17 protein-coding genes, 2 tRNA genes and 1 pseudogene are annotated in these 13,575 nt (G+C 62.9%); 6 read left to right on the forward strand and 14 right to left on the reverse strand.

Features of this window, described 5'->3' with window-relative positions:
• Positions 1 to 8: 8 nt before the first annotated feature.
• Positions 9 to 863, forward strand: coding sequence for an alpha/beta fold hydrolase (locus tag AC0V8S_RS27670; RefSeq protein ID WP_475434589.1), 855 nt, complete (start codon positions 9 to 11; stop codon positions 861 to 863).
• 67 nt (positions 864 to 930) lie between these two features.
• Here AC0V8S_RS27670 and AC0V8S_RS27675 read toward each other — a convergent pair whose 3' ends face one another.
• Positions 931 to 1,806, reverse strand: coding sequence for a crotonase/enoyl-CoA hydratase family protein (locus AC0V8S_RS27675; protein ID WP_475434591.1), 876 nt, complete (start codon positions 1,804 to 1,806; stop codon positions 931 to 933).
• 79 nt (positions 1,807 to 1,885) lie between these two features.
• Here AC0V8S_RS27675 and AC0V8S_RS27680 point away from each other — a divergent pair, with 79 nt between their 5' ends.
• Both AC0V8S_RS27680 and AC0V8S_RS27685 read left to right on the forward strand, forming a co-directional pair.
• Positions 1,886 to 2,470, forward strand: coding sequence for a TetR/AcrR family transcriptional regulator (locus AC0V8S_RS27680; RefSeq protein ID WP_475434593.1), 585 nt, complete (start codon positions 1,886 to 1,888; stop codon positions 2,468 to 2,470).
• A gap of 58 nt (positions 2,471 to 2,528) precedes the next feature.
• Positions 2,529 to 3,245: a hypothetical protein gene (locus AC0V8S_RS27685; RefSeq protein ID WP_475434595.1), complete on the forward strand. Its 717-nt coding sequence runs from the start codon at positions 2,529 to 2,531 to the stop codon at positions 3,243 to 3,245.
• On the opposite strand, the gene AC0V8S_RS27690 is transcribed toward AC0V8S_RS27685, so the two are convergent.
• From AC0V8S_RS27690 to AC0V8S_RS27725, 8 genes are all read right to left on the reverse strand, one after another.
• Positions 3,183 to 4,052 carry a tetratricopeptide repeat protein gene (locus tag AC0V8S_RS27690; protein ID WP_475434597.1) on the reverse strand — a complete coding sequence of 290 codons (870 nt, stop codon included), beginning with the start codon at positions 4,050 to 4,052 and terminating at the stop codon, positions 3,183 to 3,185. The two genes, AC0V8S_RS27685 and AC0V8S_RS27690, sit on opposite strands and share 63 nt — an antisense overlap.
• 15 nt (positions 4,053 to 4,067) lie before the next feature.
• The gene (locus AC0V8S_RS27695) at positions 4,068 to 5,294 is read right to left on the reverse strand and encodes an anion transporter (RefSeq protein ID WP_475434599.1); all 1,227 of its coding nucleotides are present in this window, start codon (positions 5,292 to 5,294) and stop codon (positions 4,068 to 4,070) included.
• A 129-nt stretch (positions 5,295 to 5,423) separates the two neighbouring features.
• Positions 5,424 to 6,458 carry a glycosyltransferase family 4 protein gene (locus AC0V8S_RS27700; RefSeq protein WP_475434601.1) on the reverse strand — a complete coding sequence of 345 codons (1,035 nt, stop codon included), beginning with the start codon at positions 6,456 to 6,458 and terminating at the stop codon, positions 5,424 to 5,426.
• A 145-nt stretch (positions 6,459 to 6,603) separates the two neighbouring features.
• Positions 6,604 to 7,392 (reverse strand): GGDEF domain-containing protein, encoded by a 789-nt coding sequence (locus AC0V8S_RS27705; RefSeq protein ID WP_183458032.1) that lies wholly within the window; start codon positions 7,390 to 7,392, stop codon positions 6,604 to 6,606.
• A gap of 182 nt (positions 7,393 to 7,574) precedes the next feature.
• Positions 7,575 to 7,796 (reverse strand): hypothetical protein, encoded by a 222-nt coding sequence (locus AC0V8S_RS27710; RefSeq protein WP_475434603.1) that lies wholly within the window; start codon positions 7,794 to 7,796, stop codon positions 7,575 to 7,577.
• A 165-nt stretch (positions 7,797 to 7,961) separates the two neighbouring features.
• A complete protein-coding gene (locus AC0V8S_RS27715; RefSeq protein ID WP_475434604.1) occupies positions 7,962 to 8,213 on the reverse strand; it encodes a hypothetical protein in 252 nt (83 codons plus the stop codon).
• A 179-nt stretch (positions 8,214 to 8,392) separates the two neighbouring features.
• Positions 8,393 to 8,469 (reverse strand) — tRNA-Arg (locus AC0V8S_RS27720).
• 46 nt (positions 8,470 to 8,515) lie between these two features.
• A complete protein-coding gene (locus tag AC0V8S_RS27725) occupies positions 8,516 to 8,821 on the reverse strand; it encodes an ETC complex I subunit (protein WP_015318428.1) in 306 nt (101 codons plus the stop codon).
• A 125-nt stretch (positions 8,822 to 8,946) separates the two neighbouring features.
• Between AC0V8S_RS27725 and AC0V8S_RS27730 the strand changes: the two genes are divergently transcribed.
• From AC0V8S_RS27730 to AC0V8S_RS27740, 3 genes are all read left to right on the forward strand, one after another.
• Positions 8,947 to 9,023, forward strand: a tRNA-Pro gene (locus AC0V8S_RS27730).
• 123 nt (positions 9,024 to 9,146) lie between these two features.
• Positions 9,147 to 9,572, forward strand: coding sequence for a cupin domain-containing protein (locus AC0V8S_RS27735; protein WP_244661618.1), 426 nt, complete (start codon positions 9,147 to 9,149; stop codon positions 9,570 to 9,572).
• A gap of 82 nt (positions 9,573 to 9,654) precedes the next feature.
• The gene (locus AC0V8S_RS27740; protein ID WP_183458026.1) at positions 9,655 to 9,936 is read left to right on the forward strand and encodes a hypothetical protein; all 282 of its coding nucleotides are present in this window, start codon (positions 9,655 to 9,657) and stop codon (positions 9,934 to 9,936) included.
• Between the two features lie 49 nt (positions 9,937 to 9,985).
• On the opposite strand, the gene AC0V8S_RS27745 is transcribed toward AC0V8S_RS27740, so the two are convergent.
• The 5 genes and pseudogenes from AC0V8S_RS27745 to AC0V8S_RS27765 form a co-directional block, all read right to left on the reverse strand.
• Positions 9,986 to 10,369 (reverse strand): type II toxin-antitoxin system VapC family toxin, encoded by a 384-nt coding sequence (locus AC0V8S_RS27745; protein ID WP_183458024.1) that lies wholly within the window; start codon positions 10,367 to 10,369, stop codon positions 9,986 to 9,988.
• On the reverse strand, positions 10,366 to 10,623 hold the full coding sequence (locus AC0V8S_RS27750; RefSeq protein WP_183465222.1) for a type II toxin-antitoxin system Phd/YefM family antitoxin: 258 nt from the start codon (positions 10,621 to 10,623) through the stop codon (positions 10,366 to 10,368). The genes AC0V8S_RS27745 and AC0V8S_RS27750 overlap by 4 nt, the downstream gene beginning before the upstream one ends.
• A 322-nt stretch (positions 10,624 to 10,945) precedes the next feature.
• Positions 10,946 to 11,650: a DnaA regulatory inactivator HdaA gene (gene hdaA, locus AC0V8S_RS27755; RefSeq protein ID WP_183458022.1), complete on the reverse strand. Its 705-nt coding sequence runs from the start codon at positions 11,648 to 11,650 to the stop codon at positions 10,946 to 10,948.
• Positions 11,647 to 12,855, reverse strand: a complete 1,209-nt coding sequence (locus AC0V8S_RS27760; RefSeq protein WP_183458020.1) for an AI-2E family transporter — start codon at positions 12,853 to 12,855, stop codon at positions 11,647 to 11,649. Before AC0V8S_RS27760 ends, hdaA begins: the two co-directional genes overlap by 4 nt.
• Positions 12,827 to 13,383 (reverse strand): annotated as a pseudogene (locus AC0V8S_RS27765) (CDP-alcohol phosphatidyltransferase family protein). The gene AC0V8S_RS27760 and the pseudogene AC0V8S_RS27765 overlap by 29 nt, the downstream one beginning before the upstream one ends.
• Between the last annotated feature and the right edge of the window lie 192 nt (positions 13,384 to 13,575).

Genomic DNA, 13,575 nt, shown 5'->3' on the forward strand with positions numbered 1-13,575 from the left:
TTACAGCAATGGAGAGAACCATAACCGCCAACCGCAACGCCGATGTCGACGGCTTCAACATCTTCTATCGCGAGGCCGGCACGCCTGGCGCGCCAAAGCTGCTGCTGCTGCACGGCTTCCCGAGCTCGAGCCATATGTTCCGGGATCTCATTCCGCTGCTTGCCGACCGCTTCCATATCGTCGCGCCCGATCTGCCGGGATTTGGCCGCTCCGACATGCCGCCGCGCGAAAAATTTGCCTATACGTTCGACCACATTGCCGAGATCGTCGACCGCTTCACCGAGGTGGTCGGCTTCGACCGCTACGCCCTCTACGTCTTCGACTATGGCGCGCCGACCGGTTTCCGGCTGGCGTTGAAGCACCCCGAGCGGATCAGCGCGGTCATCTCGCAGAATGGCAACGCCTATGAGGAAGGCCTCGGCGAGGACTGGAACCCGATCCGCGCCTACTGGCGCGACCCCTCGCCGGCCAACCGCGAGGCGCTGCGCCCCGCCTTCAAACCGGAGGCGATCGCCTGGCAGTACACGGATGGCGCGCCGGCGGATCTGGTCTCGCCCGACGGCTATTCGCTGGACAGTTTCTATTTCGGCCGGCCGGACGCCGAGGAAGTGCAGCTCGACCTGTTCGGCGACTACAAGAGCAATGTTGCCCTCTATCCCGCCTTCCAGGCCTACTTCCGCACCCACAAGCCGCCGTTCCTGGCGGTGTGGGGCAAGAACGACCGATTCTTCCTGCCGCCGGGCGCCGAGGCGTTCAAGCGCGACATGCCGGACGCGGTGGTGCGTTTCCTCGACACCGGCCATTTCGCGCTGGAAACGCATGCCAACGAGGTCGCCAAAGCGATCCTCGACTTCCTGCGCTGACGCGAAAAGAGGAGACTTGCCTCAGGGCGAAGGGACGGCCGTAGCGACGCCCCCCCGACATGGCACCTCATCTCGACGCCTTGGCCTCCCCCATGGCCTGGTCGAGCCTCAGTGAGGCGCGCCTTGCCTCGTCCGGCCTTGTGATGTGCGTCCAGGAGCCGTCATAGCTGGGCTTGCGCCGCTCGATCCAGGCGCCAAGCCCTTCCCTGAGATCGGCTGTCGGGACCATGCGGGCGAACTGTTCGGCCTCGACCAGCAACCCTTCGGCGATGCTGAGGTTGATACCGCGCGCCACCGCGGTGAGGATGCCGGCGAGCGCTGCCGGCGAATGCGTGATGATGCGGCGGGCAAGATCGTGCGCCGCCGGCATCAGCTCGCTATGCGGCACGACCTGATTGACGAGACCAAGTTCGAGCGCCCGCGGCGGCGGAAACCAGTCGCCCGTCAAAAGCAATTCCAGCGCGCGCTTGCGCCCGGCGAGCCGCGGCAGGCGCTGCGTGCCGCCGAAGGTCGGCGGCATCGCAAGGTTGATCTCCGGCTTGGCGAACAGCGCGCGGTCGCTGGCGATCGCCAGCGGCACGGCCTCGGTGATTTCGCAGCCGCCGCCGAAGGCAATCCCGTTGACCGCGGCGATGATGGGCTTGCGGAAGGCCTCCAGCCTTGCCGTCAGCCGCTGGCCGCGGATGACGAAGTCGCGCAGCGCGACATCCGCACCGCGAGCCACGCTCGCCGAGAATTCGTGGATATCGCCACCCGCCAAAAACGCCCGCTCCCCTGCTCCGGTGAGGATAACAGCCCGGATGCTGCCATCGACTTCAATGTCGTCGAGGACCGCGAGCAGGCGATCGATCAAGCCATAGTTCAGCGCGTTGAGCCTTTCCGGGCGGTTGAGGGTGAGGACGCTCACCCCGTCACGGGTCTCGTTCAGGACAAGATCGGCCATTGTTCTTCCTTTCCAGCTACGACGGAAAGGGATCATGCTTTCGATTGCGTGTATATTCACTAGTCGGTATACATGCTTCATGCCTGAAGCCGCCAGCCCAACCCGTAAACGTATCGTCGATGCCGCAACGAAGCTGTTCTATGCCGAGGGAATCGGTCGTGTCAGCGTCGATGCCGTTGCCGAAAAGGCAGGCCTCACCAAGCGTACGCTTTACTACCACTTCAAGAGCAAGGACGACCTCATCGCTGCCTATCTCGACGGCCGCGACCAGCCCAATCTGCGGCAGATGGCCAGTTGGTTTGATGCCGCGGAGGGCGGCGCGGACCGCAAGGTCGAAGCGATCTTCAGCAATCTGGCACGGGTTGCGCGCCATCCGAAATGGAAGGGATGCGGTTTTTTGCGCACGGCCGCGGAACTCGCCTCGATGCCCGGCCATCCGGCGGTCAAGGTCGGGTCGCGCCACAAGTCGAATTTTGAGACATGGCTGGCTGGCGAATTGTCCGGGCACGACCTTGAGGAGCCGCAAGCCTTGGCCCGCGAGATCGTGCTGCTGATAGACGGCTGTTTTTCGATCATGCTGATCCATCGCAATCCCGACTACATCGAAGCAGCAGGACGAGCCGCTGCCACGCTTGTTGGGGCGAGATGCCGTAACAAGGACTGACCAACCGCGCTTGGAGCGTGGCCGGCAAGCATGGTATCGCAGGTGCCAGGAGGCGGCGATGCGTGTCATTTTCCGATGTGATCCAATGTTGGTTGAGCATTTGCCACGCCCGATCCTGGCGCGCAGCGCTCTGCCGGATTGGCTGCGTGCAATGCCCGCCACGGCCTACTCTGCGATCCATGGTCGCGACATTCGCACGCTCAAGCAGTGCCCACCGGTGGTCGACGCGATGACCTATGGTTTCATGATCTTGCTGCCATGCGACGTCGTCGTCGACAAAGGCACTTTTTCCTGGGACTGGCAAATTCCAGAACCGGCCACAGAGAACCATCCCAGAGCGCCGCTGAGCTTTCACACGCCGGGGCAGCTCGCCGGAAGCCCGTTTGCCACGCCCAGCCAAGCCGCCCTCAAATTCAACAGCTTCTGGACCATCGAGGTCGAGGATGGCTGGTCACTGTTCGCGACACATCCTGTCAATCGCCAGGATCTTCCCTTCAGGCTGGTGACGGGCCTGGTCGACGCCGACCGATTCAGCGACGCCGGCATCAATTTCCCGGCGGTCTGGACGGAGCCCGAATTCTCCGGCGTACTCCGGAAAGCAACTCCGGTCGCGCAATGCTTTGCGGTTCCGCGCGCCGCGCCGCAGCTGGAATACGAGGTGTTTGACGAGAAACGGCAGGCATCCTATGCGCAGACGGTCGCGGATGTCCTGTCAACGCCCGGCGTCTACCGCAAGCGGTTTCGCGCCAGGCGGGGGCGCGCCACCGGCGAGTGAGCGACGCAGCGCTTCCTCATCGAGCCACAGCCTGCCGCTCGGCGCCGATGTGAGTGCCATGGCGATCACGCCAAACGTGGATGGGCGCAGACGATAGGCGATCGAATACGCCGCCATGGCCCCGTCGAGGTCGCCGGTTTCCTGCAAGACGACGCCCAGATTGACGGCAGCCTCCGGCGCGTCCGGGCTCATCTCCAGCACCCGTCGATAGGCCTGAGCAGCACCGCCGAACTTGCGCATGTCCTGGCGCACCAGCCCGAGGTCAAACCACGCAGCCGGATGCCCACCGCCGGCGACGGCGCGTTCGAGGAAGGCTTCCGCCTCCAGAGACTCGCCGCGTTCCCGCGCAAGGTGCCCCAGGCGTGCCATTGCCTCCTTGGATTTCGGCTCCCTTTGCAAGACAAGTGTCCAGCACACACCAGCCGCTGAGGCATCACCTGCCTGATCGAGGGTACGTGCCCGCTCGAGCAGGATCTCCGCCTGCGATGATTGCCTTGCCGCGCGGTCCAGATGCTGCAACGCCGCTTCGAGCCTGCCTTGGGCCCGGGCAATCCGACATGCGAGAATCAAGGCTGGTACATTGTCCGGACGAGTGGCAAGGCTCGCTTCGATGCGCGCACGAGCCTCCGGCAAGTCGGCCCTCGCGAAGAGGACCGCGGCCATCAGATGGCAAAGCGCCGAATCGCCCGGGTGCTGCTTTAGGCCCAACTCGCACAGATCCACCGCCTGGCCATGATTGCCGGAATTGAAAGCGGCCACAGCCCGGCGGATCAGATCTCCGCTATCGCCCTGACTGGTGCTGACCACGAAATTAAGCTCCCTCTAGAACCCGAACGCCAGCCACGCGGTACCGACCATGAGCGTGATCAGTGTCAGCGGCAAGCCGACCTTGAAGAAGGCACCAAAAGACAGCGGCGTGCCGGCAGCCTTGGACTGCTCGGCGACGATCAGGTTGGCGACCGAGCCGAGCAGCGTGAAATTGCCGGCAAGCGTCGAGCTCATCGCCACCACCAGCCAGGCTCGTTCGGGGTTTTCCAGTCCAGGTATGAAGGGGCGCAATGCCAACACCGCCGGCACATTGCTCATGATGTTGGAGAGCACCGCGGTGAAGCCGGACAGGCGCCAGACGTCGTCCAGGCCGAGATTCTTGGCCGAGGCGATGAGATCAGGCGTCAGCAGCGTCCTTTCGGCGCCAGCAACCACCACGAACAGACCGGCGAACATGAACAGCAGGGGGCCATCGATCTCACGGTAGATGCGGTCCGGCTTGATGGCGCGGGTGAGCAGGAGGATGGCGCCGCCGATCAACGCGGCCTTGGCAACGGGGACGCCGGCGAAGAAGGCGACAGCCAGCCCGATGCAGACGATCACGGCCTTCAGCACCTGGCCGCGATGCATGCGGCCGCGCGAGACATGCGGCGTCAATTCAGCGGTGCGGGTGAATTCGGCGCGATAGACGATGCGCACGATGACGATGACCGCGACGAGGCCGAACAGGGCGACGGGCGCGAGCGCCGCCGAAAAGGCGGGATAGGAAATGCCCGAGAGCGCGCCGATGACCATGTTCTGCGGATTGCCGGTGATGGTTGCGACGCTGCCGCAGTTCGACGCGGTGGCGGTGGCGATCAGATAGGGGATCGGGTTGCGGTTGATGACGCGGGTGACGTGGACGACGATCGGCGCCATCACCAGGCAGATGGCATCGTTGACCAGGAACGCTGACAGCACGCCGGTCAGCAGCGTCACCATCACCAGCAGCATGAAGGGCGCGTGCGCGTGCTCAATGGCGATGGCGCCCAGGCCACGAAAGGCGCCGGAGACTTTCAGATGCGCCACCACGATCATCATGCCGAGCAGAAGCGTGATGGTGTCGAAATTGATGGCGCGGTAGGCATCCTCCATGCTGATGGCGCCAATGGCGATCATCGCGGCGCCGCCAAGCAACGCAATGCCCGCGCGGTCGAGACGCAGGCCGGGGATGCGGCCGACGGCGACGCCGGCATAGGTCAGGACCAGGATCAGCAGTGCGGCGGAACCCGTGAATGTCATCGGTAGGAAGCCCCGCTCGATCTGGTGGCGCCGATGCGGTCCGACCGTTGGTTCTTTTGCATGTCAACTTTGGCGATGTCGAGATTGATGACAGACGGAGTGGGCAAACTGTCGTTCCGGGCGGTATCGCTAACGTCGATAGAAATCCAGCCGCTGTTGCAATGCCTGCGGCGAAAACAGTCGCTCAACGGTCTGCCGCGCCTTGTGGCCCACCCTCACCCGCAGTGCCGGATCGGCTTTGAGCTCGGCCAGGATTTGCGCCGCCTGCTGCGTCGTCTCGAACAGAAAACCGTTTTCGCCGTGGCTGATATGGTCGGCATAGCCGCCATGCGAATGGCAGACCACCGGCAAACCGCAAGCCATCGCCTCGAACACCACGCGGCCGAACGTCTCCACATGCGAGCCGGTGCGATAGTAGAACACGTCGAGCGTCGGCAGGAACTGCTCGGCGGCAAATTGGCCCTGCGGCAGGAGTTGGAGGCGCGGATGCGGCGCGAGCCTGTCCTTGAGCGGCATGCCACCCTGGATCCGCACCGCAACGCCATCGGCCAGCAATGCCTCGTAGACCGCCACATCGTCGGCATGATGCTTGTCCGCCGTGTCGCGGCTCAGCCGCCCCACCGTGAACGCGCCATCAGGCCTTGCCGGTCGTGGGGAGAAACGCCCGATATCGATCGGCGACGGATGCACGACGCCTTCGACCTGCAGCATGCGCTTCTGAAAGTCGGAGATCAGCACCAGCTCGGCGTCGGGCCAGCCCAGCAGGCGTGGCATGCCGGTCGTCAGCCCGATGATCTTCGGATGAAAGGTGTTGAAGACATAGATCAGCCGGCGCGGCCGCCGGATCAGGTAAGGCCAGATTTTGTTGCGCCAATGCGCGCCGAGGAAGACATAGGTGCCCCCATCCGGCACCTCGCGCCTTGCCGGCGAAACACGGCGAATCGGAAATTGCCGCATCAGTTCGTCGGAGACGCGCGAAGAGGTTGCCCAAAGACGCACCTGTTGGTCGGCACTCAACAGCCGATACAGGTCCAGGGTTTCGCGCTCGCTGCCGCCGAACGGATTCTGAAAGCCGTTGAACAAATGGATCATGATCGCCGCGCTTGCCTGGCCCGGGCCGTCCCGCCACTCGTTCGCCGGCACCGAAACAAGTCGTGACTGCACCGGCGCCCTGATGACCGAGAAGATCAAGAAAGCAGGAATGTCTGTGGCGATGCCTCATACATCGCCTCAGCCGGAGGAAGCACACCGACAAGAAAGCGTCAAGGAAAGCGGTCGACGTCAGCCATCACGCGCAGCAAGGCCGCGGTCAATGCACCGTGGCGACGCTGGGTTGAGACACCAGGGCGGCTTCCGCGGGGTCAAAACTCACCTGATCGCGGCCATTCGACTTGGCGGCATAGAGCCGTCTGTCGGCGGCGGAGAATATCGCCTCATAGGTCGTCGGCCCGCTGAAGCTGGTGCCGCCGATCGAGACGGAAAGCGGACAGGCGCGGCCGCCGGGCGAAAAGTCCATCTCGCGAATCCGCCGGCGGATGCCTTCGGCAACCAGCCAGGACTGCGAGGGGTCGACACCGGGAAGAAACACGCCAAACTCCTCGCCGCCGATGCGGCCGACGATATCGCTGCCGCGCAATTGTCCCTTGATTGCCTGCGCGATCAGCTTGAGCGCCTGGTCGCCGCAGTCATGGCCGAGGCGGTCGTTGATCGACTTGAAGTGGTCGGCGTCGATGATCAGCAGCGCGCCGGAACGGGCATCCTCCTGCTTACGGGTCTGCTCGAGATAGGCCTCGACCAGCATCGAGAAGGCGCCGCGGTTCAGCACCGCCGTCAGGCTGTCGGTCGCGGCAACGATGCTGAGATCACGCTGGGCTATGGCCAGCTGGCGGATCTTCCACATCAGAAAAAACAGAAACGACCCGCCCAGCACCAGGGGCAGCAGCAGGTCCGTCATTTGTGCCCGCCAGACGGCCTCGGGCGAGAGATAGGGGAAATTGAACGAATCGACGAAAAACGCCACGGCAATGAAGAATGCCGTGCCGGCGGCGGTGACAGCGATCACCCTGCCCCAGCTGGTCGGTGACAGGTCGAGCTTCATCCCATTTCACTCCGTTAGCCGCCTCTACTATGACGTGCCAACGCAAACAAAATGATAAGACTTTCCTTTCAATTCGAGACCAGAGGACCGGAACACGTTCCGCCTATGCGGCAGCCGTGCTCCGGCAATGAAAGCAAGCTTGCTCGCTGAATTTTCGCGCGAATTAGGGGAAATCCCGAATGTCAGCGATTGGGTGACGGTCCTCCCGCCTCAACGACGAAGGATGGCGCGATCAGGTCGTCGGCATCCAGTCGTAGGGAGCCGTCGCCCGCCCCCATGATGGCTGCGACCTTGTGGAAGGTCTTCATTTCATAATCGGAAATTTCGGCATGCTGCATTCTGGCCTTGAGTTCAGCGATACGCCTCCCCAAGGCAGGGGACGTTCCAATTTCACGTTTCGACATGGCCTCGTTTTCTCCTCCCCCAACCCGTTCTTGTTTGCCCTGCCCATTCGCCGGCCGCACATTGCCTTTTATGAGCCTCCGCGAATACAAGGCCCCGAACGCTTGGTGTGCGCTAAGGTTCCAACTTTGGCGGATCACGAAATAATTACGGATCGCCCCACCGGCTCAGTCCTGTTGCCCGGCTATCAGCACTATCGTCGTAACAGAATTCCGCGCCTCAACCCGCTCCAGACACCGATCCGGAATGTTCGGCCACGTCGCGGCGGCGCATTCCTTGTCAGTGACGGCAACGGGTTCGCTGTGCCGCACGTCGGCAGCTTGAGTCGCCGTCGATGCGAAAAGAACCGTCTGCGTTATCAGAGCCGAGAAAACGGCAACCTGGAACAGCACGGCGGCGAAGGCGATCTTCTTGAGCATGCGAGGCAACGCGCTTGCAGGCGTCAGGTTCCCGCCGGTCATGTTTTGCGGCGAAAATCAACACCGTGCTGACAAGACAGCAGCCATCCCGCGAGAACGAAAAGGGATGAAAAGTTGGAACTCGCGTCAAAATCGAGTTGGAGCTTTTCAGCCAGGTGACTTCTAACTACTTGATTTAATGGCGATCCCGACAGGATTCGAACCTGTGACCATCGGCTTAGAAGGCCGGTGCTCTATCCAGCTGAGCTACGGGACCGCTGGCCGGCCAAGGGGCCGGCTGGATATCTGGCGCTGGCCGCCGTTCAATGCGTCCAGGGCGTTCTGCGGTCATAGCGGAAATTCTCCGCATAGGAAATCTGGCGGCGCTTGGTCTCTTTGGGCTCCTCGACACGGAAGGCAAGCCCTTCCTTCTCGGCGTAAGCCACGGCCTCTTCGCGCGTATCGAAGGTCAGCCTGATCTGGCTTCTCATGTCTCCAGACGTCGTATAGCCCATCAAGGGATCGATCTTCTTGCGCATCTCGGGGTCGAATTCCAGCACCCAGTGGCCGGTCTTGGCCTTGCCGGACTGCATCGCGGTTTTGGCTGGGCTGAAAATGCGCGCGGACATGGCCACCTCATGGTTGTGCAAGGCAGCATCGCCGCCCCTTCGCCCGTCATTACTGCGCAATGCGCATGGCGGCAAGGTTTTTGCACTTGCCATGTAACACCGAAATGAATAGGCAACAGACCGTTCGGAGTGTAGCGCAGGCTGGTAGCGCATCTGGTTTGGGACCAGAGGGTCGGGAGTTCGAATCTCTCCACTCCGACCATCTCTCTCGAAAATGCGGTATCGATAGCCATTGGCGTGGCCGCCTGACCATCTTGCGCGGCTCCGGTCGCGGGCCTTGCCGCGACAGTTTTCCGGTGCGAGTTTGGCAGCCAATGACAGGCCGGTGATCACCCGCAAAGGCCAGGAGAGCAGCAAGACCAGCCAGTCCGGTGGCATGGCGCTGGTGACCGGGGTGGGGCCGCAACACACCTCGGCAACGAAATTGTGGTTCGGCAAGGCCAGCAACGCGCCCGGCTTTCGTTCGCTGCCGCATCATCATGGCGAGGCGGAAACCGGCGCCTATCTGCTGTCCGGCAACGCCCGCATCTATTTCGGCAAGGACTACCAGGAGTTCGTCGAACTCTCGGCCGGCGACTTCATGTTCGTGCCGCCATTCCTGCCGCATCTCGAAGCCAATATGAGTACGACGGAAGAGCTGTGGTGGCTGGCCTGCCGGACCCCTGAAAACATCGTGATCAATTTGCCCGACGTCGATGACGCCCAACTCGCCGGCTATCGCCGCGCGGCAGATTTCTCCGAGAAGGCTTGATTCCAGTATCCGGGTTTCACCATTTCAAGTTCGCATCCGTCGACATTGCCGGCTTACACTCCCGCAAAACGGGGAGTAGCCGATGCTTGGGATCGATGCGTGGGTGTCGCTGTTCGGGCCAGCTTATTTTGCTTATGCGGGCGTGACGGTTCCGTTCATGGTGGCGTGGGCGATCGCTTGTGCGGCGCTGGCGGCATGGAACAATCGCGAGAGCCGCAGGCAGGCCAAGCTAGCCCCAGGCACGATCGCCTCCCGTTCCTGGCCAGTCAGTATCGGGATTTTTGTGCTGGTCGCAGCCTGCTACGTCGCCGCTCATTCGGCTGTCTATCTGCTGGTCCGGCATTTCGTCAGACTGTGGCTCTGAGATTGACCAAGCTCTCCGACCGACGCCGACATCTCCTGGCGCGCGATGTTCAAAGCACACCTTCGATGTCGGTCTTGGAAAAATCGCCTCCTACATACAACAACCGGCAAGCATGCTCCTTCGCCACTTCATAGGAGAAACAATCGCCGAAATTGAGTGCGGCCGGGCGGATGCCCTTGCCCCATTGCGCATAAGCATCCGCGATGCGCCGGGCCGAGGCCGGCGTCACCGCCACCACCTCGAAACCAAGTCCGTCAATCAGCCCGGCCAGCTCGGCGGCGATGCCGCGATGGGCCGCGACGATCAGCGCCTCGGCGACAGTGCCGGCGGAAATCACGAGGTCGTTCTCGGCTTCGAGCGCGGCCATGCAGGCGTCGGCCTGCGGTTCATCAAGCACGATCGCCATCAGCGCGGACGTGTCGACAGCGATCATTCGGGCATGCCGTCATCGCCATAAAGGAAATCCTGGCTGCGGGCGGCGGATGGCCCGGCCTTCGCTTTGGCGGCCCCAGCCGCTCGCGCCGCTTCCATGAGCGCCCGACGGCCTTTCCTGTCGGGCATTGGCTTGATGGGAACCAGCCGCACTGCGGCATGGCCGTGACGGGTCAGAATGACCTCGTCGCCTGCTTCCGCACGGCGCACCAGCTCGGTCAATTGTCCCTTGGCATCGGTAACGGATACCTGCATCAATCGCTCCACATGGACTATGTAATGGTCCATATCTTGGTCAAAAATAGACCATTGAATGGTCCGCTTCAAGAGTTTCAATGATGGAAGCGATGCGTGTCTATGCCCGCTGCCGCGGCACGGGCGATCGCTCGATACACCTGAAGGTAAGCTCGCCGGGCGAGAACCCCAACCGCCTCATGCCCGACGAGCCTACAACCTGATTTGGAACGCAATCAGGACCGGGGTCAGCCGGCAAGCTGGTGCAGCAAGATCGATGCCAGCTTTTATTTCCCGAAATGGGACACGGCACTCCGTTTGTCGGGCTGACTATCGAGGCACTCTAAATCTCGAACGCGCCCTGCCCTTCGTCCATGGCGTTGACCGTTTCGGCGGCAAGCGCCCGGGTGATCGGCGTCTTGCGCTCGAGCGCGGTGCGGTCCAGCCGCTCGACCACGCGCATGGCTGTCGCCAGCGAGCGTTCGATACGCCGCACCAGATACTGCACGACATGCGGTTCGACCTCGACCTGGCGGTCGGCGAACAGTTTGGTGATCACACCGGCGAGCAGGAGGTCGTCGGGCTCGTGGATTTCGACGGTCGCCGCCGCCTTCAGTCGCGAGGCCAGATCGGGCAGCGAAACACCCCAGGCCGAGGGAAAGCGCCGTGCGGTCAACAGCAGCGTCGAGCCGGCGCCACGCACCGCATTGATCAGATGGAACAGGCCTTGTTCGTCGATTGCGCGCGCATCGACATCGTCGATCAGCGCCGGCCGGGCGCCGAGGTTCGCTATGCTGTCGCCAATACGCCTGGCATCGACACCCACAGCGTTGGCACGCGCGCGCCAGATGGCGGCCAGATGCGTCTTGCCGGAGCCGGCGGGACCTGCCAGCACCACCACCGGTGAGGGCCAGTCCGGCCAGCGGTCGACCAGGGCCGCCGCCTGGTTGTTGGTGCCGGAGACGACGAGTTCGTCGCGCGAATAGCCGGTGCCGTGGCCGAGATCGAGCGGCAGCTGGCGCGGCGGATCGGTTCGCTGGGCGGTCACTTCAAGCGACGCGGTTGCGTGCGGTGGCCGCCGCCGCGATCGGCCGGCAGCGGCGGCGCGGGCTCCGTCGCGTGGCCCTTGTAGAGCGGCGATTCGAGATAGCGGGCGATGGCAAAGCGCACCAGAACGGCGACGGCGGCGGAAGCCGGCACGGCAATCAGCAGGCCGACAAAGCCGAACAGCGCGCCGAAGGCGAACAGCGCGAACATCAGCCATACCGGATGCAGGCCGACACTTTTGCCGACCAACCTGGGCTGCAGGATGTTGCCTTCGATGAACTGGCCGATGAAGAACACCACCGCAACGGCAGCGATCATCGTCCCGTCCGGCCAGAACTGGACGAAGGCGACGCCGACGGCCAGCACCAGACCGGTCAGCGAGCCGACATAGGGGATGAAGGAGATCAGACCGGCAAACAGGCCGATGAGGATGGCGAAGTTCAGCCCGGTCAGCGTCAGGCCGGTGGCATACATGGCGCCCAGCACGAGGCAGAGCGTGCCCTGGCCGCGCACGAAGCCGGCGGTGGCGGTGTTGATGTCGCGCGCAATGACGCGCACGGTCGCGACATGGTCGCGCGGCACCCAGCTATCGATGACCGCCACCATGCGGTCCCAGTCGAGCAGCATGTAGAAGGCGACCACAGGCGTCACCACGAACAGGCTGACCACCGAGACCAGCGCCATGCCGGAACTCCACAGCGAGGTGAAGACCGTGGTGATCAGGCCAAAACCGGAAGTCAGCAGCGAATTCAGCCCGTCGCGCAAGCCATTGGCGTTGACGCCGAACTTCTGCTCCAGCCATTTCGGATCGAAAGAGGTGATCAGGCTCTGCAGCCGGGTCAGATATTCCGGCAGTTTGCCCGCGAAATCGGCCATCTGCGTCGCCAGTACCGGAATGAGGATGACGAAGGCCAGCACCAGCACGATGAGGAAGGTGATGAGGATGACCACCGTCGCCATGAAGCGCGACAGGCCGAGCCGCTGCAGCCGGTCGGCGACCGGGTCGAGGAAATAGGCCAGCACCATGCCAGCGACGAAGGGCAGCAGGATGTCGCTGAAGATATAGAGGAAGAGCGCAAGTCCGGCGACGCCGGCCAGCCAGAAGAAGATCTGGCGGCGAAACGCTGAGCCCGCGGCAAGATCGGCGGCCGCAGCCTCGATCACCGCCGCTTCTTTCTCAGATGTCCGGATTGGAGCCTTCGCCATAGCCGCTCATATGCCTCAGCCAAGCGACGAGATAGGCTGCGGCCGAAGCCACGGTCAAGACCCGGACAGCAATATGAGGGCTGGCCGCAGAGGGTCGAGATGCACGGCAAAGGCCAGTTCCCCCAGCACGACCGCCGCCAGCACGATCTGGATGGCGGTATTGGCCTTCGACACCAGAAACGGTTTTATCTCGACCGGATGAGCCATGACGGTGGACAACAAAACCGCGCAGACGATCAGCGCGTCGCGCGACACCATGGTGACGACCAGCCACAGCGGCAATTGTCCGATGAAGCCCATGACGACGAACACCGAAACCAAAAGCAGTTTGTCGGCCATCGGATCGAGATAGGCGCCGAGCCTGGACTGCTGGTTGAAACGGCGGGCGATGAAGCCGTCGACGCCATCCGAGACGCCGGCAATGACGAAGCCGGCAAAGGCCCAGTCCCAGCGCGCCTGCAGCATAGCCAGCATCACGGCAGGCACCAGGACAAGGCGCAGGATGGTGATCAGGTTGGGGATGGTCAAATGCTCGGCCCGTCCTCTCAGGCCAGGGATAGATGATGGAGATGGAGAGGCGCCGCAAGCTCCGTGCCGCGCAATTCGGCTGTCATGGTGTTCGCCGCGAATGTCGGAAAATGCTATCCACGCTTTTGTCAGGCCAAAAGGCGCTCGGTTCCGCCGTTATCCTTGCGGACCGAAACCGTTCATGCGAAGAGC

The organism is Mesorhizobium oxytropidicola, from assembly GCF_056174625.1.